Genomic DNA, 22843 nt, shown 5'->3' on the forward strand with positions numbered 1-22843 from the left:
TCGAGCATGCCTGTGGCGAATTAAAGCCTTATTGCCCCACAAAGCCCGGAATGCCTTGTTGCGCACCACAGCCTTGCTCGATAGCATCACAAATCGCTTTCAGGTGCCCTGCTCCCGACAATGTCATCGCCTCCAGCCTCGCCAAGGAATGCAGCGCCGCCCGCGCCACTGGATACCCGAATAGGGATCGAGACCCCGGAAGGCATCGATCTGGTCATCCGTCCAGCCGGTCTGCTGCCGCGCGCACTGGCCTTCGGGATCGATCTCGGCATCCGAGTGCTGATCATCGGCGCACTCATCATGTTCTTCCGGCTGTTCGACAAACTCGGCACAGGCCTGGGTTCCATCGCCACGTTTCTGGTGACCTGGTGGTACATGGTGCTGTTTGAAGTATTGAATCAAGGCAGCACGCCGGGCAAACGCATCATGGGCCTGCGCGTGGTACAGGACGATGGCACGCCCATCGGCTGGGCATCGTCGCTGATCCGCAACCTGCTGCGCGTCGTCGACATGCTGCCTTTCGGTTACTGCATCGGGACCATCAGTTGCCTGAGCCATCCCATGTTCAAGCGTCTGGGCGATCTGGCGGCCGGAACCTGCGTGATCTATCGCGATGTACCGGCCCAGCGCCCCGTTCTGCCGCAAGCCGAGCCGGTTGTTGCGCCGTTCACGCTGACTCTGGACGAACAACGTGCCGTCATGGATCTGGCGGAACGCCAGGGCGAACTCTCCGCTGCCCGCACTGAAGAGCTGGCAGCCATTCTGGCAGAACCCTTGCACATTCCTCCCGGCAAGGCAGTCGCGCACATCAATGGCCTGGCCCGCGGCCTGTTGGGGCCAACATGAAACAGAGCCTGTTCGAAGCCCGTCACCAACCCCAATGGCAACGTTTCAGTGAGCGCCTGGATGCACTTGAGCGTAGCAAGAGCGATCCCGAAACCGGCGAAACCTTCGCCAGCGATTACCGGCGTATCTGCCATCAACTGGCATTGGCGAGGGAACGCGGCTACAGCAGCCACTTGATCGACCCGTTGCAACAACTGGCCATGCGCGGCCACCAACAGCTCTACCGCCATCGCAGCAGCATCGGTGCGCAGTTCCTGAGTTTCATCCTCGCAGGCTTCCCGCGTCTGGTTCGGGCGCAATGGCGCTTCGTACTGGTCGCCAGCCTGTTGTTTTTCGCCAGCCTGATCGGCATGGGCCTGCTGGTGTATTTCTTTCCGGATCTGGTCTACAGCATCCTCAGCCCGGCACAGGTCAGCGACATGGAAAGCATGTACGACCCCGCCGCGAAACGCATAGGCCAGGCGCTGGAGCGAGAATCCAGCGATGACTGGATGATGTTCGGCTACTACATCATGAATAACATCGGCATCGCGTTTCAGACCTACGCCAGCGGATTGCTCTTTGGCCTGGGCAGCCTGTTCTTCCTGCTGTTCAACGGCCTGATGATCGGTGCCGTTGCCGGCCACCTGACACAGATCGGCTTTGGCCAGACATTCTGGTCATTCGTGGTGGGGCACGGTGCCTTTGAGCTGACGGCAATTGCCCTGGCCGGCGCGGCAGGCCTGAAACTGGGCTGGGCCTTGCTGGCTCCGGGCCGCCTGACCCGCGCCGAAGCCTTGCGTCTGGCGGCACGAACCAGTGTGCAACTGATCGGCGGCGTCATTCTGTTCCTGTTTATTGCGGCCTTTATAGAAGCCTACTGGTCATCGATGACCTGGCCCGCCCCTCTCATCAAATATCTGGTGGGCGCCGCTCTCTGGGCATTGGTGATTGCCTATCTGGCTCTGGCAGGACGGACAGCCCATGCGCCTGACTGACGCCAGCGTCACGATACGTCCGCGCAATGCCTGGGAAGCCATCGATCTCGGCGTACTGCTGGCCCGCGAACACCGTGCCCTGCTGATGAGCAGTTGGGCCATCGTCACACTGCCGATCTTCACACTGCTCAGCGTATTGCTGTGGGATTATCCCTCGCTGGTCTTCATCCTGATCTGGTGGTTAAAACCCGTCTTTGAGCGCTTGTCCCTGCTGATTCTCTCCCAGGCCTTGTTCGGCCCTGCGCCGACACTCAAACAGGCGCTAAAGGCCTGGCCTGCGACACTCAAGAACCAGTTGCTCCCCAGCCTGACCACAAGACGTCTGAGCCTGAGTCGCAGTTTCCTGCTGCCGGTGCAACAACTGGAAAACCTTTCAGGCATCGAACGAAGCCAGCGCATCGCACTGCTCCAACAAAAAAACATGCGCGCCGCCCGCTGCCTGACCATCGTCGGCAGCCATCTGGAATTTGCGCTGTGGTTCGGCCTGATCCTGCTGTTCTATGCCTTCATTCCCCAGCAGATCGAACTCGACTGGCGCTGGTACAGCATGCTGAATACGGACGGAAGCTGGAACTGGCTTGAACACCTGAGCAATGCGCTTTATGCCTTGGTGCTGGTGTTCTGGGGGCCGATCTACGTTGCCTGCGGTTTTACCCTGTACCTCAATCGCCGCACCACACTGGAAGCCTGGGATATCGAACTGATATTCAGGCGCCTGCGCCAACGGTTGATCGGCAGCGCTTCTGTCCTGCTGATAGCCACAGGCTTGGCCCTGTCCGCCTTGCCCACGTCGAGCCTGGCAGACGAACCCCAAAGCTATAGCTGCCCGCTGCCGGAACAGGATCCAGTCATCAATGACCCGCAACCCGCTGCGCCCGATACACCACGCCTGACGCATCAGGCCTTGACCAGCGAAGACGCGAAAAAGGACATCAAGGCCCTGCTGCAACAACCACCGTTCAAGAATCCCAAGACCGTAAGCGGCTGGCGCTTCCCGGAACACGAAGAGCCCGCGTCCAAGGCCAAGCCCGGCAGTGAAGGCGCCCTGATCAAATGGCTGAACGGCTTGTTGAGGTCGGCAAATGTGATCGCCAACGTACTGGAGGTCTTGCTTTGGGGGGCCGCCATCGCCTTGATCGGCTGGCTGGTCTGGCGTTATCGCGAGTGGTTCAAGACCTTTGTTGACCGAGGCAATGGCAAGCGCAAAACCTTGCGCAACAGGCCCGAGCAACTGTTCGGCCTGTCGGTAACGGCCCAAAGCCTGCCTGACGACATTGCCAGCCACGCCCAGCGACTCTGGGCCACCCAGCCGCGAGAAGCCTTGAGCCTGTTGTATCGCGGCTTGCTCAGCCGCTTGTTGAGTGACTATCAACTTCCCCTCAAGAACGCCGACACCGAAGGCCAGGTGCTGGAGCAGGTCACGAAACTGAACCAGCCACTGCTGAGCGAGTTCAGCCGCAACCTGACCACCCATTGGCAAAACCTCGCCTACGGCCATCGCCTGCCACCCGCTCATCTGCAACAGGAACTCTGTGACGGCTGGCGCCGACTGTTCGATGCCGGAGTACAGCGATGACTCGGCGCAAGCAGATCCTCATCGGCTTGCTGGTGCTCGTGGCGCTGGTACTGAGCGGTGTCTATGCCTACAAGAACCTCGAGCCCTACGAAGAAATCATCGATCAAGGGCCTTCACCGGAAGTGGCGGCCAACCCGTACCTGGCTGCCGAACACTTCCTTCGACAACGCTCGACGTCAGTAGACACGACCCGCACCCTGCTCGCTCTTCCCGATGTCAGTCAGCAGGCACAAACGCTCTTGCTGCTCGACAGTCGCGAAAACATGACGCCTGCTCAGGTCGAACGGCTGCTGGACTGGGCCAGATCGGGTGGCCATCTGCTGTTTGTCGCCGAGCAGCTATGGGACGAAAAAAAGGGACGGAGCGGTGACCTGTTGCTGGACAGGGTTCAGGTTCGCCAATACCTCACAAGAGATATCAAGCGACAGGACCGCGAACAGGAACGGCTGGAAAACGAGGCACGCCCCAGACTGCCCGTTCCCATGATTGCCCCGCGCCCTGCTGCACCTGCCATGCGCTGGCCGGAACTGACTCGCCTGTATCTGGAAAACGAAAAAGAACCGGCCTACATGAGTTTCAGCCCGGCCTTCCATCTGGAAGATCCGCAGGATCACGCCCAGTCCTGGGCCAACAGCGCCGATGCCACGCACATGCTGCAAATGATCTACGGCAAGGGGCTGATCACTGTCCTCACGGACTCGGATCTGTGGAAAAACCGCGCCATCGCCAAATACGACAACGCCTGGCTGTTGTGGTATCTCACCCAGGACAGCGCGGTGACCATGCTTCTGGAAACCGAGCATGACAGCCTGCCGGGGCTATTGCTGCGCAACTTCCCGCTGGCGCTGGTGACACTCGCGCTACTGATCGCCCTGACGCTCTGGCATGTCGGCCTGCGTGAAGGCCCCTTGCAAGCGCCCGCCGCCAGAGGCAGGCGACAACTGGCTGAGCATCTGCGCGCCAGTGCCGACTTTGTGCGCCGACGCAGTGGTCAGCAGGTTCTGCTCAAGAGCCTGCAAATGGATATCCTGCGGCGCGCCCGCCTGCGCCATCCCGGTTTTGAACGATTGGGGGTAACCGATCAGTGGCAGGTTCTGGCCCGCCTGACTCGCCAACCCACCAGCGCCATCAGCGACGCCCTGCGGCCAAGACCCAGCCAGCGGATGTCCAGTGCCGAATTCACCCGTCAGGTTGCCCACCTGCAAACCCTCAGGAATGCCCTATGAGCGATCAAACGACCGACCAGCCTCACACTCCCGACGACCTCACGCCTACCGAAGCCCAGGGTACTGCCGAACAGGCGCCGAGCAATCAGGCGCAGCAACGTCAACGCGCCAGCCATCTGGCACAGGCGCTGCGCAATGAGCTGCAAAAAGCACTGATCGGCCAGAATGCAGTGATCGACGATGTCCTGACCGCCCTGATCGGCGGCGGCCATGTGTTGCTTGAAGGTGTGCCGGGGCTGGGCAAGACCCTGTTGGTCCGCGCCCTGGCTCGCTGCTTCGGCGGTGAGTTCGCCCGCATCCAGTTCACTCCCGACCTGATGCCCAGCGATGTCACCGGCCATGCGGTGTACGACATGCAGACCGAGCAGTTCAAACTGCGCAAGGGGCCTCTGTTCACCAATCTGCTGCTGGCCGACGAGATCAACCGCGCACCGGCCAAGACTCAGGCCGCGCTGCTTGAAGCCATGCAGGAACGGCAAGTCACCCTTGAGGGCCGAGCGTTGCCCATTGCCCAGCCCTTCATGGTGCTGGCGACGCAAAACCCCATCGAACAGGAAGGCACTTATCCGTTGCCAGAGGCTGAACTGGATCGCTTCATGCTCAAGTTGCGCATGGATTATCCCGACGCTCAGGAAGAACTGGCCATGGTTCGACAAGTCACCCGCTCGACCCGCGCCGACATGCTTGATGTGCAACCCCTGCGGGTGATCCTGCAAGCCCGTGAGGTTCAGGCATTGCAACGCATCGCCAGCGAACTGCCCATGGACGAACAGGTTCTGGACTATGCCGTGCGACTGGCGCGCAGCACACGCACCTGGCCAGGCCTGAGCCTCGGTGCCGGGCCACGGGCGTCCATCGCTCTGGCCCGTGGCGGACGGGCACGCGCACTGTTACGCGGCGGTGAGTTCGTCATACCGGACGACATCAAAGGCTGCGCCCTGGCCGTATTGCGCCATCGCGTGCGGCTATCGGCAGAGCTGGATATCGAAGGTCTTTCGGTGGATCAGGTACTCAAGCAAGTACTCGATCAGGTTCCGGCACCGCGCCTATGAAGCAGGCATTCAGGCCTTCTGTCGTACTGTTGCGCTGGCTTGGCGGGCTGGCGGGCATTGCCTTGCTGCTCGGAACCCTCAAGGCTTTGGGCGTCGAGCTACCCCACCAGGTCACAACCCTGTTCTGGGGAGCGTTGCTCGGGCTGACCGGGGCAAGCCTGTTCGACCTCATCAAGGTCGCACGCCAACCGTCACCCGGCGTGCAGCGCCACTTGCCGGGCAGCCTGGCACTGGGACGCTGGAGCGAAGTGCGGCTGGATCTTGAGCACGTCTACCCGAGTGCCTTGACCTTGCAAGTGTTCGATCACATTCCCAACGGTCTTGAATTTGAAAACATGCCGCAATCGATCACCCTGGCCAGCGGCGAACAAGGCCGGCTGGGGTATCGTCTGCGCCCCTTGAGCCGAGGGCATTTCGTCTTCGGGCACTGCGAAGTCAGCCTGCCCAGCCCGTTGCGCCTGTGGTCTGCACGTCGCTATCTGCCGCTGCCCGGCAGCACCCGCGTCTACCCGGATTTCGCCCGACTGTATGGCGGGCAATTGCTGGCTGTGGATAACTGGCTCAGTCAGATCGGCGTACACCAGCGTCAACGCCGGGGTCTCGGGCTGGAATTCAATCAATTGCGTGAATTCCGCGAAGGTGACAGCCTGCGGCAGATCGACTGGAAAGCCACTGCCCGGCAACGCACGCCCATTGCCCGTGAATATCAGGACGAGCGCGACCAGCAAATCATCCTCATGCTCGACTGCGGCCGACGTATGCGCAGTCAGGATGGCGACCTGTCGCACTTCGATCACAGCCTCAATGCCTGCCTCTTGCTCAGTTACGTTGCATTGCGCCAGGGAGATGCCGTGGGGCTGATGACCTTTGCCGGCGAACAGCAGCGCTATCTGGCCCCGGTCAAAGGGCAGAGCCAGTTGAACCTGTTGCTCAACAAGGTTTATGACCTGCAAAGTACTCAGCATGCAGCGGACTACAGCGCTGCGGTACGCCAGGTGCTGGCGCGGCAGAAACGCCGGGCACTGGTGGTACTGGTGACCAACCTGCGCGATGAAGACGATGAAGAGCTGCAGGCAGCCGTTAAACAGCTCAGCCGCCATCACCGCGTACTGGTCGCCAGTCTGCGTGAAGAGGTTCTCGACAGCCTGCGTCAATCGTCGGTACAAACCTACGATCAGGCGCTGGCTTATTGCGGGACCATCGATTTTCTCAATGCGAGAGCCGGGCTTCATGAACGCCTGGCAGCCCAGGAAATCCCGGTCATGGATGTACGCCCAGCAGAACTGGGCGCACAACTGGTCACTCGTTACTTGAGCTGGAAGAAAGCAGGAACCCTGTAAATCGCCTGCGTCAGGCTGAAGCTTCCACAAGGTAGAAGCAGAAGTAATGACGCAGAGCATCGGTAAGATCACGATAGCCCTCAGGCACCGTGTTCAATAAAAAGCCCGAATTGTAGTTTCCAGGTGTTTCATCTTCGTTGCACCACAGGCAGGTGGCATTTACATCTACCATCCTTTGCCCGCTCTCGTTAACGGGCATCTTCATGCGCAAATCAAATACTGCGCCGACCAGTAATGGCAAGTCACTGATGAGCATCAATCCCTCTTCAGAGACATTGCCCAGACACCCCATCAACCTGCCCGTGTAGCGATTTGAGACGTGAAGATAATCTTGCAATTGGTGACGTTCAATCCTTCGATTCCTTTGCATCTCAGCCGCCTTCTGAACTATTGGGCGTGATCCTGCACGCGAACAATTCAAATTCCCTGCGGTTACGACCTACTCATGCCGCATGGAAAGCCCTTGAAACAGGTTTAGCTCTGTACATTTCATTCCCTTGACACAGAGCCTAGCCGAGATTTTTTTAACATCCACCCAAAAACGCTACTTTTCCCCCAATCGGGTGTAATCATTTTGACGCAGGAAGGGGCTTCGCAGGTTGTCCACCGAGGTTATGGCCCAGTTGCGACAAGGTATCGAGGCGTGCGCGGGCACGGTACGCATATTCACTGGAAGGATACCTGGCAATCAGAAATTGATAGGTCTGCACCGCATCTATATACAGCTTTTGCCTTTCAAGGCATTGCCCACGCAGCATCGACACTTCCGGCAGGACGTACGGGCGATCACGGCTCTGACGCTCGACCTTCGACAGAGACAGCATCACACTGTCGCAATCACCACGATCATAAGCCTGATAGGCCTCATTCAAGTTGGCGTTCATCGCCCAACGGGTACATCCGCTGACAGCAACCAGTAATACAAGAATCGTTAAAATGCGCATGAGAGTCTCCTGTTCTGTGCCTTGATATCGGCCCCCGGCCCCATTTCTTCAGGGCCGATTCAACACCGATCATCAGCCGATTGCCCTGCCGATTTCCGAAGAGGTAGTGCAAAGGAACAATGACTAAAGCCCCGGACAGGAGTAGCCTCTCGCTGCGCTTCAATTAAGGAGTTTGTGCATGACCGTTCGCCGCACCAAAATCGTCGCCACACTTGGCCCTGCCAGTAATTCGCCTGAAGTCATCGAACAACTCATTCTCTCGGGTCTGGACGTTGCTCGCCTGAACTTCTCCCACGGCACCCCGGATGAGCACAAGGCTCGCGCCAGGCTGATCCGTGAAATCGCCGCCAGACACGGGCGCTTCGTCGCACTGCTGGGTGACCTGCAAGGCCCGAAAATTCGTATCGCCAAGTTCGCCAACAAACGAATAGAGCTTAAGGTCGGAGACAAGTTCACCTTCTCCACCGCTCATCCACTGACCGATGGCAATCAGGAAATCGTGGGCATCGATTACCCCGACCTGGTCAAGGACTGCGGCGTGGGCGACGAGCTGCTGCTCGACGACGGTCGCGTGGTCATGCGCGTCGATACACAAACGGCTGAAGAACTGCATTGCACCGTGTTGATCGGTGGCCCGCTCTCGGACCACAAAGGCATCAACCGCCGCGGTGGTGGCCTGACAGCACCCGCGCTGACCGAAAAAGACAAACAGGACATCAAGCTGGCTGCAGAAATGGAGCTGGACTACCTGGCCGTTTCCTTCCCGCGCGATGCCGCGGACATGGAATACGCTCGCAAGCTGCGTGACGAAGCCGGCGGCACTGCCTGGCTGGTCGCCAAGATCGAGCGCGCCGAAGCCGTTGCAAACGATGAAGTGCTCGACGAGCTTATCCGCGCCAGCGATGCCGTCATGGTTGCCCGTGGTGATCTGGGCGTTGAAATCGGTGACGCCGAACTGGTCGGCGTACAGAAACGCATCATCCTGCACGCACGTCGCCACAACAAGGCGGTGATCGTTGCCACGCAAATGATGGAGTCGATGATCTCCAGCCCGATGCCGACCCGCGCCGAAGTGTCCGACGTGGCCAACGCCGTGCTCGACTACACCGACGCCGTGATGCTCTCGGCTGAAAGTGCCGCCGGTTCCTATCCGATCGAAGCTGTACAGGCCATGGCTCGCATCTGCCTGGGCGCTGAAAAGCACCCGACAGGCAAGACCTCCAGCCACCGCATCGGTCACTCGTTCACTCGCTGTGACGAAAGCATCGCGCTGGCCGCCATGTACACCGCCAACCACTTCCCGGGCGTCAAGGCGATCATCGCCCTGACCGAAAGTGGCTACACCCCGCTGATCATGTCGCGTATCCGTTCTTCGGTGCCGATCTATGCGTTCTCCCCGCACCGCGAAACCCAGGCGCGTGCCGCCATGTTCCGTGGCGTCTACACCGTGCCGTTCGACCCGGCAGCCCTGCCGCCAGGTCAAGTCAGCCAGGCTGCGGTAGACGAACTGCTCAAGCGCGGTCTGGTCGAGCAAGGCGACTGGGTCATCCTGACCAAGGGCGACAGCTACCACACCATCGGTGGCACCAACGGCATGAAAATCCTGCACGTTGGCGATCCCCTGGTTTAAAACGCCAGACGCCGTAAACGAAAACCCCCGGTCTCTCGCGAGCCGGGGGTTTTCGCGTTATGGCATGACAGCTTGCTCGCGACGATGGATTGGCGACAAATACATACGGGGCGATGGTGCCATGACAACAGCCCATGACCTGTCATTTCTGAAAGTTGTTCACTCTTTTGCCTCATGACACTGTGAGGTTCTTCTGGTGCCTGGAGCACGGAAGTCACTTACATAAAACGTTCAGGATGAACGTTGCAGACTTGAAGGAATAAGCCCATGAATACAAAAAAATCAACGCTGGCTGCTGGCGACCTTGACCCCGACTTTGGCGAAAACGGCATCCTGCTCTTGAGTTTCGGACCGGAAACGATCGATGCCTCAGTGCTCGGGGTCAATATTGCTCCAGACGGAAAACTGCTGGTATCCGGGTATCGCGGCCAAAATGACTATGCACTGGCACGCCTGAACCCCGACGGCACGCCTGACCAGAGCTTTGGCAATGCCGGAATCGTGCTCGGCCGATTCGGTCCGGGACTCGAATCGGCCGTCGCCGCAACCCTTGTCACCTCAGACAATAAGCTGGTTCTGGTCGGGAAGGTTTACATCGGCGAGAACACTGATTACCGGGCACTGACTCGCCTGAATCCCGATGGCAGCCTTGATACCAGTTTCGGTGAGCAAGGTTCTGTCATCCTGGACCTGCCACTTGAAAAGTCCGCGACGGAATCCACTCGTTTTGCGCGCGACCCAGAAGCCCTGCAGAACTCCTCCACCTCGATCGGCGCTCTACTTCAGGCGGATGGAAAGATCGTCGTCAGCGACACGTTCGCTCATATCGCTGTCACGTTCCGGCTGAATCCGGACGGCTCGCTGGACACATCGTTCAATGGCACTGGCTATGCGACCCTGAGTTTTCCAGACGTATTGACCAGGCTGGAGCCTCTGTATGTGGAAAACGGCAAGGTCATCATCGCCGGGACTTATCGGTATACCCCAATCACTGAAGCCCGTCCGATGGTAGTTCGCTATAACACCGATGGGTCGCTGGACAGCAGCTTTGGGGAAAACGGCATCTTCATCGCTCCGCCAGAAAGCACAGATGGCCAGCAAGCTCAGTTTCTGGATGTGCTCAGAGAGTCCAACGGCAATATTCTGGGGATCGGAAGCACGGTCGTATACCCTCTCAAGTCTCTGGCACTGGGCCTGGATAAAGACGGCTCACTGGACCCCGAGTTCAATGGTGGCCAAGCGCTGTTTACCGAAATCGGCACTCAAGGCTGCCAATGGAACAATACCGCTCTGGACAGCCGTTCCGGCCTGAATGTCCTGTGCGGCGGCACCTTGGGAACCGAGTCGGCGGCAATCATCGGGCGTATTGATAACCGGGGTGTCTGGGACACTCAGTTCGGTGCCCCCCAAGGCTGGGTCAGGATATCGGTAGCAGTTGGGCATACCCTTAATTATGGTGTTGCCGTGCAGAACGACGGCAACATTCTGGTGGCCGGTGCATCTATCCCGACCAGCGGATTGCTGAAGGGCTTTGTCTTCAGGGTATTGGGATAACGCTTTATCCGCCTGTAGCACCCCGGCCAGCAAAAGTATCAGCCAGTAGCCGATTACGTGGCACTCCCGCCATGTACAGGGCTTTGGCAAATGTCTCGACACTGACCGGGCTGCCGCAGACCAGCGCCACGGCCTGGCGGCAGATCAAACGCAACTCGCCCAGAGCGGCACGCAACTCATCGGGGGTAAACAGGCGGACCTGCAATTGCGGATACACCTCGGCCACACGTCGTAACTCGTCAGCCAGATAGTGCTCGCCAGGCTCATGGGCCAGATGCAGCAGATGAATAGCCCCCTGATGTTCCTGACGCAACGCTTCACGCAACACACCCCACAGTGGCCCAAGCCCGGTGCCGGCGGCCAACAGCAGAAGCGGGCGCTCCTGCCAGTCGGGGTCATAGTGCAAGGCACCGCCGCGCAACTCCCCCAGACGCAGCATATCGCCGGGGCTCAAGGTACGCGCCACATCGCAGAACGCTCCGGGACGGCGGCAATCGAGATGAAACTCCAGAAAAGCGTCTTCACCGGGCAGGCTGGCCAGTGAATAAGGACGCGCAACCCCGCTGCTCGTCCACAGCACCTGATGCTGACCGGCGCGGTAACGCAGCGGGCGCTCCGGCTCCAGACGCAAACGCAGCACCGTCGGGCTCAGCCAGTCGCAGCCCGACACTCTGGCAGGCAAACCGTCGCGAACCGGGTCGAAGACCTCCACCGTCAGATCTTCAACCACACGGCACTGGCACGCCAGACGCCAACCCTGCTGACGCTTGTCCGCAGCCAGCGCATCGGGTTTGTCATCCGCAGGTTCGCCCTGTACGCAGCGCACCAGACACGCATGGCAACTGCCCGCCCGACAACTGTAAGGTACGGCAATACCCGCCTGATTAAGGGCATCGAGCAGATTACTGGCCGCAGCCACCGGCCAGTGCCGGTCGCCGACATGTATCTCAGGCATCGGAAAGTTCCAGGCCCTGCGCAGAAAATATGCGCGATTGTACAGGTTGGTCGATTGGGCGGGTTATACTGCAGCGCCTTTTTGCGCCCGCTACGGCTACCCTGACAACTCTGGCTCGTGCCGCTGTGCCAGATGTCTGCCGATAGCGTAATTGAATGTTCCCGTCCTTACAGAGGAGCGCGCCGCATGACCGTGATCAAGCAAGACGACCTGATTCAGAGCGTTGCAGACGCACTGCAATTCATTTCCTATTACCACCCCGTTGATTTCATCCAGGCCATGCATGAGGCCTATCTGCGTGAAGAGTCCCCTGCTGCCCGCGATTCCATGGCTCAGATCCTGATCAACTCGCGCATGTGTGCAACCGGCCATCGTCCGATCTGCCAGGACACCGGTATCGTCACCGTGTTCGTGCGTGTCGGCATGGACGTACGCTGGGATGGCGCCACCATGGGCCTGGACGACATGATCAACGAGGGCGTGCGTCGCGCCTACAACCTGCCTGAAAACGTCCTGCGCGCTTCGATCCTGGCCGACCCGGCTGGCGCTCGTAAAAACACCAAGGACAACACTCCGGCGGTCATCCACTACTCCATCGTGCCGGGTAACACCGTCGAAGTGGACGTCGCGGCCAAAGGCGGCGGCTCGGAAAACAAATCGAAGATGGCGATGCTCAACCCGTCCGACTCCATCGTCGACTGGGTACTGAAAACCGTTCCGACCATGGGCGCTGGCTGGTGCCCACCGGGCATGCTGGGCATCGGTATCGGCGGCACTGCCGAGAAGGCGGCGGTCATGGCCAAGGAAGTGTTGATGGAGTCCATCGACATTCACGAGCTGAAGGCCCGTGGCCCGCAAAACCGTATCGAAGAAATGCGTCTTGAGCTGTTCGAGAAGGTCAACCAACTGGGCATCGGCGCTCAGGGCCTTGGCGGTCTGACCACCGTGCTTGACGTCAAGATCATGGACTACCCGACCCACGCCGCTTCGCTGCCGGTGTGCATGATCCCCAACTGCGCCGCCACCCGTCACGCGCACTTCGTTCTGGACGGCTCCGGCCCGGCTTCCCTGGAAGCGCCGCCACTGGACGCTTACCCGGAAATCGTCTGGGAAGCAGGCCCGTCGGCCCGCCGCGTCAACCTCGACACCCTGACGCCGGAAGAAGTACAGAGCTGGCAGCCGGGCGAAACCGTTCTGCTCAACGGCAAGATGCTCACCGGTCGCGACGCAGCGCACAAGCGCATGGTCGAGATGCTGAACAAGGGCGAAACCCTGCCGGTAGACCTCAAGGGCCGTTTCATCTACTACGTCGGCCCGGTCGATCCGGTACGCGAAGAAGTGGTTGGCCCGGCTGGCCCGACAACGGCCACGCGGATGGACAAGTTCACCCGCCAGATCCTTGAACAGACCGGCCTGCTGGGCATGATCGGCAAATCCGAGCGCGGCCCGACCGCTATCGACGCGATCAAGGACAGCAAGGCTGTGTACCTGATGGCCGTCGGTGGCGCTGCTTACCTCGTGGCTCAGGCGATCAAGAAATCCAAGGTCCTGGCCTTTGCCGAACTGGGCATGGAAGCGATCTACGAGTTCGAGGTCAAGGACATGCCAGTCACGGTCGCCGTCGACAGCAAAGGCGAATCCGTACACATCACCGGCCCGCAGATCTGGCAGAAAAAGATCAGCGACAGCCTGGCGGTGGAAGTGCAGTAAGTCTGGTTGGCGTACTCAAGAAACCCGGCGCAATGCCGGGTTTTCTTTTTGTGTTCTTGCTCTTTCGCGAATGAATTCGCTTCTACACGGTCCGGTAGGAGCGAATTCATTCGCGAAGGGACGGTATCTACAAACAGGCTATCGAACGATCCACCATGGCCTTGGCCATTTCCGCCAGATGCAGCACCGAAAAGGCCAGATCGCGGCCTGTACCCTGAGCGCTGTCGCCCGACTCGTAGGCTGTGGTGATGATGCAGCGCAACAGGTCGGAAGCATAATTGAGCGCTTCTTCCTGATTGACGGATTCGTTGACGATAAACAGGGCTGTGGGTGGGTCTGGTATGACTTTATCGAGCACTTGTGTAACTCCTGATCATTAATAAGGAACTGCCACTATCGCTACCAAACGAAGGGTAGCGGCCGCACGCAGGTTGGTAGACCGGTGACCAGGCAAGCCGGTGCGTCCAAAGACGCCAAGCGCACGGCCACAATAAACGCAGGCCGTAAAAATACTCCTCGCAAAAGAGGGACGCATTGCGCACTAATCACACAGGTCTACCAAATCTGATCGCTGATTTTGCAGCGACCGTGGCAGCCTAGAGACCCGAATAACAAGGCGCAATAGGTTGGGATTTTCTCGGAAACTTCCTTCAAGGGAAAGAGAGATATCCTGCCATTTAGGGCAAAGCTGGGCGAGTTGAGCTATCGCGTCAGCCTTGAGATTCCGGCCACCTTTGCGGGGACCAATGCGTATGGGGCGTTACAAAATAACAGCACCGTAGCGCAAGTGATGATGAGCGGGTTTAGGCGATCGTGCTAGCCACAGCCTTGTCAGTGCCACCAGCGCCTGCTGAAACAGCTGATGAGGCACTTGAAATTTACAAAACCCTGCAGAACATTACTGAAAATGCATTGAGGTTCGTAATCATGGCTACTAAATTACAAGCAACAACCCTATAACAAACTTAACAGTATTGCGATTTAATCAACCCCCTTGCGCGCTATTGCAGCTTTTTGCTATCTCTTGGCTTCCTAACTCGGACTTCAGATCTAACCGGATTAACTACTGATGCATCAACGCCACCTAATTCATTACTTGCAACTGAGATCAGCGTTATACCAGATACTGCTATCGTCAGGCCAGGCAGTTTGCTTTCAGAGCGGCCTGAGAGTGACAAAGCAGCCCCGTGAGCCTCAAACTGCACAGTCAATCCATAATATCCTTGGTGAATATTTTGGTCTCGCAAAAGTGCCACCAAAAGCTCATGAATGGAGAAATTCCGACTTTTACCTATCATTAATTCCCCCTACAACCCCACGACCCAATAAAGCTTTTAGTAGGTAATTAGTTTAAAAGTTCGTACTGCCTTTCATCAGTCTAAAAGATGCAAAAACCGAACTTACAGATTGGAGCGCGCTGTAAATCCACACAGGCTTGCGCGCGTAACACAACCTCAGAACTCGCTATCCTTCTACCACACTGCCTACATTCAAATGAGAAAAAACCTAGCCTGTCGATAATGAATACATCGAGCGACTCATAGCCAAGGCAGCATAACCTACCTTCATTCGCGCTACCTTTCCAAGCCATCATCGCTCCTCCCTGCCTTCTATTGGTGGTAAGTCCCCGGGGGCTCTTATTGATGCGGCCAATTTTTATTAATAAGCCTTGCGACAATCAATGATTCATCAATTATCCGTTCTGGCCCTTCAGCCAACATCAGCGGCGACATATCCAAGTAGATCGCCACGTTAAATTTTGCTTGAACTGCAAGCGCATAAGGGTCGAAGCCGAGTTGAAATGCTGCATGAAAAACGGCTACAAGTGAATTGCAGTAAACCTTTTCAGAACTATTTTGCATAATGGCATCCTTGATAACCTTCAGCAGCAGAATTTCCTCTTAGCTGCATCCTGATTAAATCAGTCTTTAAATTGAAGTTCGTCTTAGCAGTCACTTCAAGTTTAAAGTGAAGATTATCCGGTCACTGGTCAGTCCGCCCCCAAATCAGAGCATTTATCCAGCTCGGGCACAACCGTCCGTCAGAAACGCACGCACGCTATCGACAAGAGGTTGACTCGAAAGGAAAGCAAGAGTCGTATTCAATTTTTACTCACACAGGAGAAAGCTGGTGGTTATAGCTTCAAGTGTTAGCTGATGATTTCCTTAGGTGTAAGGTCCGTAATGGCATAAGTGAACTAATGCCTAATCTTATCTATAAATATGGGCAGGACTGGATCTGGCTATACTTCGCTTTGAGCTAAAAATAGGACTCCATTTTCAATATTCAGCCCAAAGATGCTGGGGCTTTACTTGGTGTTACTGACGAAGCCGTGCTCCGAAGGATTGAAAGCGGTGTTAGTCGCACTCCCTGCAGGTAAAGCCCTTAAGTCTCTGGGCTGGATGTAGTAAGCAGAGGGTCCGTCCTCCCTAGGCCCTCTGCCCTTTATGATCTCAGGATGCATTGCGAGTGATGTTATTTGTAGTCGCCCCTGTAGGTTTTGTCTTGTTTCGGAACGATCTCCAACCCTCATTTCATCACTCAAATTTCATTTTCCACAGTTGGTTTATATTCGTTGTGAAGCTCTGACACAACAGTTCTCGACGCATCCCCCTATCTGGAGCAGTTGGAACACTCGCAGCACGTTACGTCCCTCTCCCCCAGCACCCGTTGATCTGGCCCAGGCTCCCATCACCTTGTCTGAGGTTGCGGGCTGTACTTGGGGCAAACTCCGGTGGCCGGCGGTGTCATAAGAAATGCTACGGAATTCGCGGAGCTGACATACGAAATACAGCAAAGTGAAAACCATATACAGCCTGAAAAATGGGAGCATCTGGATACACTGGAAAGTGGAACGCTCTCAAAGATGAGTTTGAAAGAGCCGGCATAGAACGATTCTATAGTGCGCCCGTTGGCGATCACCGAAGACAGATAAGTAACCGAGCGGCTTGGTTACGGCGGGGCGGATGGTTTCGAGCACAAACAGTGCAACCAGCTCATTCGCCATGACGATACGGCAGGGACTCGCCATCTGCCGGAGTACCGTTTGCTCGGCTCGGCACTGACTGAGGCCCGGCATTTTCTGCTGGGTCTGGAAACACCGGATTGACCGCTGGATGAAGTCGAGCGAATGCTCTTCTGGAAAGCGACCGCTAAGAAACGCAGTCGGCGTTCAATACTGCGGGCGAAACACTTCGGCAGACCGATGCCATGGAAAATACGCAATCCTTCAAACAGACTGTGGCAGGTCAATTGAAAGCCATCGAGTTGACGCTAGCCGGTACCACACAACCGCAGACGCTGGTCAGTGCTATCCATTACAACGCCTTCAACACTCCTGGTGCAATTGCTGCGCAAGCGGTGGAAGCTGGGAAAAGTCGAAATTCTCGCTCAAGTACAAAGGCTTCAGAGACGTTACGCAAACCTGATATGGGATGGACCTGACGCAGCAAATCTTGACAGCACAGCCTTCAGCGAAGACCCGTTGCAGCGCACCCGGATAATGTTGAAAAACGCCGATTCCATTTCTCTGGCGGTTTCGGTTATCAATCAACAATTCAATGGTCCGATGGCCAGCCTTACCGTGCTTGATGAACCATCATCCCGCATCCCGGCCTTGAATCTCGCCATCACCAAGGCCCCTGTGCGGGTTGAGCGTCGACGTTTATCCCTATGAGAAATAGTCGCCCTTTAATGACTTGAGCTTATGGCCTGTTTGCGAATGAGTTTGCACAACATCATCGCTCAGTTGCGCCGATCCAGCAGATTGACCACCAACCGGTCAATCCAGCCCCAAAGCCGCTGCTTGACCCTGCGCCACAAAGGTCGGGCCTTCCAGGCGTCCAGAGTGATTTCGGTGCTCTGGGCGAAATCCTTGTCGAAGCTGGCAACCACATCACGGGTCAAGGCAGGGTCGATGGCTTCAAGGTTCGCTTCCAGGTTGAAGCGCAGGTTCCAGTGATCGAAATTGCAGGAGCCAATGCTGACCCAGTCATCGATCAGCACCATTTTCAGGTGCAGGAAGCGCGGTCGGTACTCGAAGATTTTCACCCCGGCCCTGAGCAGACGCGGGTAATAGCGATGCCCGGCGTAACGCACCGAGGGGTGATCGGTGCGCGGGCCGGTAAGCAGCAAGCGAACATCAATGCCCCGCAAAGCCGCCTTGCGCAGTGAACGGCGAACTTTCCAGGTGGGCAGGAAATACGGCGTCGCCAGCCAGATACGTTTCTGGCCACTGTTCAGCGTACGAACCAGAGACTGCACGATATCGCGATGCTGACGCGCATCTGCATAGGCGACGCGCCCAAGGCCTTGCCCGGACTCAGGGGCTCTGGGCAGATGCCTGAGGCCAAAGTCTTCCATGGGCCGCCATGCCGTGCGACGCAGGTTGGCGTGGAACTGGCGATCAAACAGCGCCTGCCAGTCGATCACCAGCGGGCCGGTGATTTCCACCATCACTTCATGCCACTGGCTGACCGGATGACTCGGCTCCCAGAACTCATCCGTGACACCCGTACCGCCCACTACCGCCAATGCCTTGTCCACCACCAGCACCTTGCGATGATCGCGGTAAAAATTGCGGATACCCCGTCGCCAGCGAATGGGGTTGTAGAAACGCAGGATCACTCCGGCGTCGGTCAGTTGCCTGCGTAATCCAGTGCTGAAAGCCTGAGAGCCGAAGTCGTCAAACAGGCAGCGCACGATCACACCGCGTCGTGCGGCTTCGGCCAACGCTCGAACGATGGCGTCCGCACAGGCGCCTGCTTCGACCAGATACAGCTCCAGATCGACCTGCTGCTCGGCGCGGTCGATGGCGGCGATCATGCGCGGGAAAAATGTCGGGCCATCAATCAGCAGTTGAAAGTGATTGTCCGGGCGCCATGGAAAGATCGCTCCCGCCACGTCAGCGTGCCGTGAAGATCAAAACAGCGATAGCGAGAGTGGCGCGGGCCAGCAGCGTGGGCATGAAAACTCCGTATGCACATTCGAGGACAACCTTATCCGGCTGTCAGACCGCTGGCAAACGACTCCGTTCGTCCATCAAGGCTCCTCAGGCAATAAACGACAGCCCTGACGTGCGCCCTGCCACGTCGCAACGCTGCTGCGTCCCAACCCGCTGGCACTGACCGATTTGTTGAGGGTGTCGTCCGTAAAGGTTGCAGGAATGTATTGCTTGACGTAACTGCGGCAGTAATCGGCAGGGTTGTTCATCACATAACGACACGAACAATATTCCTTGGCCGTGTAGGCACTGATGATGGTGGGGAACGCCTGCAAGGCAACACGGTATTGCCAGGCCAGTACCGCGATCATGAAGAGCACCAGCAAGAGCAGGCTGCTGAAAGGACGACGCAGGATAAACATTCGGCGTGTGCTCATTGCCCGCCCTCCTTGCCGAAGGCCGCTCGCAACAGTTTGAGCATCCGGTTGTGATCGTAGCTGCCATCGCGGTCATCGGCATAGCGCACGATCACCAGCCTGTCAGCGGGAATCACATACAGCGCCTGCCCCCAATGCCCAAGCGCCGCGAAGGTATCGGGTGGCGCATCCGGCCATGGGCCATTGCTACCGTCATGGGTCCGATTGAGCCACCAGTGTCCGCCCGGCACCTCGGCGTTCGCTTGCACGTTCTGGCCAGCAAAAGGCGTCAGGACAAAATCCACCCAGGCGCTTGGCAGCAACTGTTTCTGCTGCCAACGCCCGCCGCGCTGCATCAACAGGCCTATACGCGCCAGATCACGGGCGGTCATGTAGGTGTAGGAAGAGCCGACAAAAGTGCCGCTGCCATCGGCTTCCCATGTGGCGCTGCCAATGCCAAGCGGGTCGAACAGCGCGGTCCATGGATAGTCCTTGTAAGCCTGTTCACCCACCATGTTTTTCAAGGCAGCGGACAGAACATTGCTGTCGCCGCTGGAATATCGATACGAGGCTCCGGGCGTGCTGGCGACACCATGCTCAGCCGTGAAGCGGGCCATGTCGTCACGACCTCGGGTGTAGAGCATCGCCACGACCGATGAATTGAGCGGCGCGTATTCATAGTCTTCCTGCCAGTCGAGGCCCGATGCCCAGTGCAGGAAGTCTTGAACGGTAATGTCTGGATGCGTCTTGAGCGGGCTGTAGAACTTCGCGACGGGATCATTCAACTGGAAGCGCCCTTGCCCGAATGCTACCCCCAGCACAGTGGCCAACACGCTTTTGCTGATCGACCAGGTCAGGTGCGGCGTCTGGGCGGTGGTAACTCCGGCATAGCGTTCATAGACGATGCGACCGTCACGAATCACCAGCAGGGCATCGCTGCGAATCCCTGTGCGGGCCACATCGTCGCGAGGCGGGAAAGCGTAATCCTCCAATGCTTTGAGAGCACTGGTCGGCTTGGCTGGCTCAATGCTCCATTGCTCATTCGGCCAGTCTTCGGCCAGGGCCGGGAAGATATTCAGGCTCAGCAAACACAACAGGCACAAGCGAACAAAACGGCGGGGCATGGCCAGAGTCTCTGGAGGATAACCGGCCAACATTAGCAGGGATTCATGACAGAACCGGGTAACCCGGTAGGAGTAATGCTGATCAGTTAAGGCATACACAAAACTTGTGGGAGGCAGCTTGCTGGCGAAAAGGCCTGTGAAGTGCGGAAATTCTGCGCCTGTACGCTGAAGTCGCCAGCAAGCTGCCTCCCACAAAGTGGTTTATGACCTTAACTGATCGGCATTACCCGTCACACAACCATCACCAAAGCTTCACCTCCATGACACGACGGCTCCCTAGCCTGCACATACAGCAAGCGCTTGGACAATTCAGTCAACCGGCCGCACTTGCATGGCTGGCTTATGGAGACTTCGCATGACCCAGATTGCCCGCATCCGTGACAACACTTCTGACCGTCGTCTTCAGGCCGAGCGCCTGATCGGTACACACGCCCTGCAGGAAGCTCAGGCGTTGCGTTTCAGCGTGTTCAGCGAAGAATTCAACGCCCGTCTCAAAGGCGCTGAACTGGGTCTGGATATTGATGACTACGATGTCCACTGCTCGCATATCGGTGTTCGCGACCTCAACACCGGTCGCCTGGTCGCCACCACCCGTTTGCTCGATCACAAGGCCGCAAGCTCTCTGGGCCGTTTCTACAGCGAAGAAGAATTCAGCCTGCACGGCCTGCTGCACCTGCAAGGCCCGATCCTGGAGCTGGGCCGCACCTGCGTTGACCCGGCCTACCGCAACGGTGGCACCATCGCCGTGTTGTGGAGCGAACTGGCAGAAGTCCTCAATGAAGGCGGTTACAGCTACCTGATGGGCTGCGCCAGTATTCCGATGCAGGACGGCGGCATTCAGGCTCACGCGATCATGCAGCGCTTGCGCGAACGCTATCTGTGTACCGAGAACCTGCGGGCCGAACCCAAGAACCCGCTGCCGACACTCGACATTCCCGGTAACGTGATCTGCGAGATGCCACCACTGCTCAAGGCGTACATGCGCCTGGGTGCGAAGATCTGTGGCGAGCCTTGCTGGGATGAAGATTTCCAGGTCGCCGATGTGTTCATCCTGCTCAAGCGCGACGAGTTGTGCCCGCGCTATGCCCGTCACTTCAAGGCAGCCGTGTGATGAGCCGCCTGCGCAGCCATGCGCGTGTTGCACGGGTGTTGCTGGTGATTGCTGTGGGGCTGACGATTGCCGCAGCCTTTGCGGTGATGGAGCGTCTGAAAGTCGGCAGCTCCATGGAGCGCCGACAACGCTGGACTCGCTGGTTCATGGCACGCTTGACCAACGCCCTGCCCTTTCGGGTGACGGTCAGCGGCAAGCTGCCGACTCAGCCGATGCTGTGGGTCAGCAATCATGTGTCATGGACGGATATTCCGCTGCTGGGCATGCTCGCTCCGCTGTCGTTTCTGTCCAAGGCCGAGGTACGGACCTGGCCGGTTGCAGGCTGGCTGGCGCTCAAGGCGGGAACCCTGTTCATTCGTCGTGGCTCGGGCGACAGCCGCCTGATCCAGCGGCAGATGGGCAGCCATCTGCAACACGGCACGCCATTGGTGATTTTCCCGGAAGGCACCACCACCGATGGCCGCGCCCTGCGCACCTTCCACGGTCGCCTGCTGTCCAGCGCCATCGAAACCGGTGTGGCCTTGCAGCCGGTGGCGATTGCTTACTCGCGTAACGGCAAGCCTGATCCGATTGCGCCGTTCATTGGCGATGACGATCTGCTGTCACACTTGCGTCGCCTGTTCGCCAACGATCAGGGTGATGTGCATATCCATCTGCTGGAGCCGATCCCCACTGCCGGCCTGGAACGTGCAGCCCTGGCCTTCAAGGCACAACAGGCGGTTCAGGTGGCGTTGTTCGGTGAGGCCGTTCAGCCGAACGAAGTGGTATCGCGCCCAGCCAGGGCTGCTTGAGCGAAGTCCTGCAACAGCGGATAGAACTCGTCGAAATCCGCACTCAAGGGTTGGTACAGCGCCTGCAATTCCTGCATGGCGCCCGCCAACCCTTCAGGCCGTGACAGACGCCTGGAAATCCCGCCCAGCACTTGTTCCAGCACTTCGAAATCCCGGTATGAGCCCAGCCAGTCCTGTGCCGCCATGCGAGGCGCAATCAGTGCCAGCCGCTCGGGCAATTGGCGCTCGGCGGCCAATGCGCCGTACACCTTGCGGGTGAAGGCTTCCAGAGGAACGTCGGCATAGCGGTGCCAGTCCCGTGCCAGGCAATGGTCGAAAAAGACATCCAGCATGATCCCCGCATAACGCCGCCGCTGCGCCGGGAAACGAGCCATCGCGTCCTTGATCAGCGGGTGGTTGTCGGTGAATGAATCGATGCTGCGATGCAGTCGGATCGAGGCTTCAAGTTCCGCAGGAAAACGCCCCGGCAAAGGCCCTTTGACGAAGTCGCCATACAGGCTGCCGAGCAATTGGGCGGGCCGCTGGCCGCCAAGATGAAGGTGCGCGAGGTAATTCATGGAGCAAAGCCTACGCCGTTTTCAGGGGGCAGGTCCATATATCGTTATAACCCGATATACCGATTCGATCCTTGCTTAGCGCAATTCCATAT

The 22843-nt window shown here is 58.0% G+C and carries 21 protein-coding genes and 1 pseudogene; 12 read left to right on the top strand and 10 right to left on the bottom strand.

Annotated features, from left to right (window positions below; translation table 11 throughout):
• The first annotated feature begins 120 nt into the window (after positions 1-120).
• Genes ACODS3_RS00195 through ACODS3_RS00220 form a run of 6 tightly spaced genes read left to right on the top strand, consistent with a single transcriptional unit; the run spans position 121 to position 7017 of the window.
• A complete protein-coding gene (locus ACODS3_RS00195) occupies positions 121-846 on the top strand; it encodes an RDD family protein (RefSeq protein WP_489032758.1) in 726 nt (241 codons plus the stop codon).
• Complete coding sequence (locus ACODS3_RS00200) at positions 843-1823, top strand: stage II sporulation protein M (protein ID WP_489032760.1); 981 nt, start codon at positions 843-845, stop codon at positions 1821-1823. Before ACODS3_RS00195 ends, ACODS3_RS00200 begins: the two co-directional genes overlap by 4 nt.
• Positions 1810-3399: a DUF4129 domain-containing protein gene (locus tag ACODS3_RS00205; RefSeq protein ID WP_489032762.1), complete on the top strand. Its 1590-nt coding sequence runs from the start codon at positions 1810-1812 to the stop codon at positions 3397-3399. The genes ACODS3_RS00200 and ACODS3_RS00205 overlap by 14 nt, the downstream gene beginning before the upstream one ends.
• Complete coding sequence (locus ACODS3_RS00210) at positions 3396-4625, top strand: DUF4350 domain-containing protein (RefSeq protein ID WP_489032764.1); 1230 nt, start codon at positions 3396-3398, stop codon at positions 4623-4625. Before ACODS3_RS00205 ends, ACODS3_RS00210 begins: the two co-directional genes overlap by 4 nt.
• The gene (locus ACODS3_RS00215; RefSeq protein ID WP_201000242.1) at positions 4622-5677 is read left to right on the top strand and encodes an AAA family ATPase; all 1056 of its coding nucleotides are present in this window, start codon (positions 4622-4624) and stop codon (positions 5675-5677) included. Before ACODS3_RS00210 ends, ACODS3_RS00215 begins: the two co-directional genes overlap by 4 nt.
• The gene (locus ACODS3_RS00220; RefSeq protein WP_489032766.1) at positions 5674-7017 is read left to right on the top strand and encodes a DUF58 domain-containing protein; all 1344 of its coding nucleotides are present in this window, start codon (positions 5674-5676) and stop codon (positions 7015-7017) included. Before ACODS3_RS00215 ends, ACODS3_RS00220 begins: the two co-directional genes overlap by 4 nt.
• A gap of 10 nt (positions 7018-7027) precedes the next feature.
• On the opposite strand, the gene ACODS3_RS00225 is transcribed toward ACODS3_RS00220, so the two are convergent.
• Positions 7028-7387 carry a PilZ domain-containing protein gene (locus ACODS3_RS00225; RefSeq protein ID WP_489032768.1) on the bottom strand — a complete coding sequence of 120 codons (360 nt, stop codon included), beginning with the start codon at positions 7385-7387 and terminating at the stop codon, positions 7028-7030.
• Between the two features lie 199 nt (positions 7388-7586).
• Positions 7587-7961: a tetratricopeptide repeat protein gene (locus ACODS3_RS00230; protein ID WP_201017458.1), complete on the bottom strand. Its 375-nt coding sequence runs from the start codon at positions 7959-7961 to the stop codon at positions 7587-7589.
• 178 nt (positions 7962-8139) lie between these two features.
• Here ACODS3_RS00230 and pyk point away from each other — a divergent pair, with 178 nt between their 5' ends.
• Complete coding sequence (gene pyk / locus ACODS3_RS00235) at positions 8140-9591, top strand: pyruvate kinase (RefSeq protein WP_201017459.1); 1452 nt, start codon at positions 8140-8142, stop codon at positions 9589-9591.
• Between the two features lie 267 nt (positions 9592-9858).
• Complete coding sequence (locus tag ACODS3_RS00240; protein ID WP_489032770.1) at positions 9859-11145, top strand: hypothetical protein; 1287 nt, start codon at positions 9859-9861, stop codon at positions 11143-11145.
• Between the two features lie 4 nt (positions 11146-11149).
• Here ACODS3_RS00240 and ACODS3_RS00245 read toward each other — a convergent pair whose 3' ends face one another.
• Entirely contained in the window at positions 11150-12100 is a 951-nt protein-coding gene (locus ACODS3_RS00245; protein WP_489032771.1) for an iron-sulfur-binding ferredoxin reductase, read from the bottom strand.
• 186 nt (positions 12101-12286) lie between these two features.
• On the opposite strand from ACODS3_RS00245, the gene ACODS3_RS00250 reads away from it, so the two are divergent.
• A complete protein-coding gene (locus ACODS3_RS00250; RefSeq protein WP_201000249.1) occupies positions 12287-13810 on the top strand; it encodes a fumarate hydratase in 1524 nt (507 codons plus the stop codon).
• Positions 13811-13937: 127 nt separating this feature from the next.
• On the opposite strand, the gene ACODS3_RS00255 is transcribed toward ACODS3_RS00250, so the two are convergent.
• The 3 genes and pseudogenes from ACODS3_RS00255 to ACODS3_RS00265 form a co-directional block, all read right to left on the bottom strand.
• The gene (locus ACODS3_RS00255) at positions 13938-14168 is read right to left on the bottom strand and encodes a DUF6124 family protein (protein ID WP_304575370.1); all 231 of its coding nucleotides are present in this window, start codon (positions 14166-14168) and stop codon (positions 13938-13940) included.
• A 1279-nt stretch (positions 14169-15447) separates the two neighbouring features.
• Entirely contained in the window at positions 15448-15672 is a 225-nt protein-coding gene (locus ACODS3_RS00260) for a hypothetical protein (protein WP_304575369.1), read from the bottom strand.
• Positions 15673-16347: 675 nt separating this feature from the next.
• Positions 16348-16494, bottom strand: a pseudogene (locus ACODS3_RS00265) (DUF4113 domain-containing protein); the annotation flags it as partial.
• 656 nt (positions 16495-17150) lie between these two features.
• Between ACODS3_RS00265 and ACODS3_RS00270 the strand changes: the two are divergent.
• Positions 17151-17486, top strand: coding sequence for a hypothetical protein (locus ACODS3_RS00270; protein ID WP_489032773.1), 336 nt, complete (start codon positions 17151-17153; stop codon positions 17484-17486).
• A gap of 68 nt (positions 17487-17554) precedes the next feature.
• Here ACODS3_RS00270 and ACODS3_RS00275 read toward each other — a convergent pair whose 3' ends face one another.
• From ACODS3_RS00275 to ACODS3_RS00285, 3 genes are all read right to left on the bottom strand, one after another.
• Positions 17555-18712, bottom strand: a complete 1158-nt coding sequence (locus ACODS3_RS00275; RefSeq protein ID WP_304575367.1) for a phospholipase D-like domain-containing protein — start codon at positions 18710-18712, stop codon at positions 17555-17557.
• 138 nt (positions 18713-18850) lie between these two features.
• The gene (locus ACODS3_RS00280) at positions 18851-19189 is read right to left on the bottom strand and encodes an amidase (protein ID WP_201007206.1); all 339 of its coding nucleotides are present in this window, start codon (positions 19187-19189) and stop codon (positions 18851-18853) included.
• The gene (locus ACODS3_RS00285) at positions 19186-20292 is read right to left on the bottom strand and encodes a serine hydrolase domain-containing protein (protein WP_489032776.1); all 1107 of its coding nucleotides are present in this window, start codon (positions 20290-20292) and stop codon (positions 19186-19188) included. The genes ACODS3_RS00280 and ACODS3_RS00285 overlap by 4 nt, the downstream gene beginning before the upstream one ends.
• 355 nt (positions 20293-20647) lie before the next feature.
• On the opposite strand from ACODS3_RS00285, the gene olsB reads away from it, so the two are divergent.
• Complete coding sequence (olsB, locus tag ACODS3_RS00290) at positions 20648-21403, top strand: L-ornithine N(alpha)-acyltransferase (protein ID WP_201020631.1); 756 nt, start codon at positions 20648-20650, stop codon at positions 21401-21403.
• Complete coding sequence (locus tag ACODS3_RS00295) at positions 21403-22194, top strand: lysophospholipid acyltransferase family protein (protein WP_201020632.1); 792 nt, start codon at positions 21403-21405, stop codon at positions 22192-22194. The genes olsB and ACODS3_RS00295 overlap by 1 nt, the downstream gene beginning before the upstream one ends.
• On the opposite strand, the gene ACODS3_RS00300 is transcribed toward ACODS3_RS00295, so the two are convergent.
• Positions 22152-22751 (bottom strand): acyl carrier protein phosphodiesterase, encoded by a 600-nt coding sequence (locus ACODS3_RS00300; RefSeq protein WP_201020633.1) that lies wholly within the window; start codon positions 22749-22751, stop codon positions 22152-22154. The two genes, ACODS3_RS00295 and ACODS3_RS00300, sit on opposite strands and share 43 nt — an antisense overlap.
• Between the last annotated feature and the right edge of the window lie 92 nt (positions 22752-22843).

Source organism: Pseudomonas sp. FG43 (assembly GCF_057809175.1).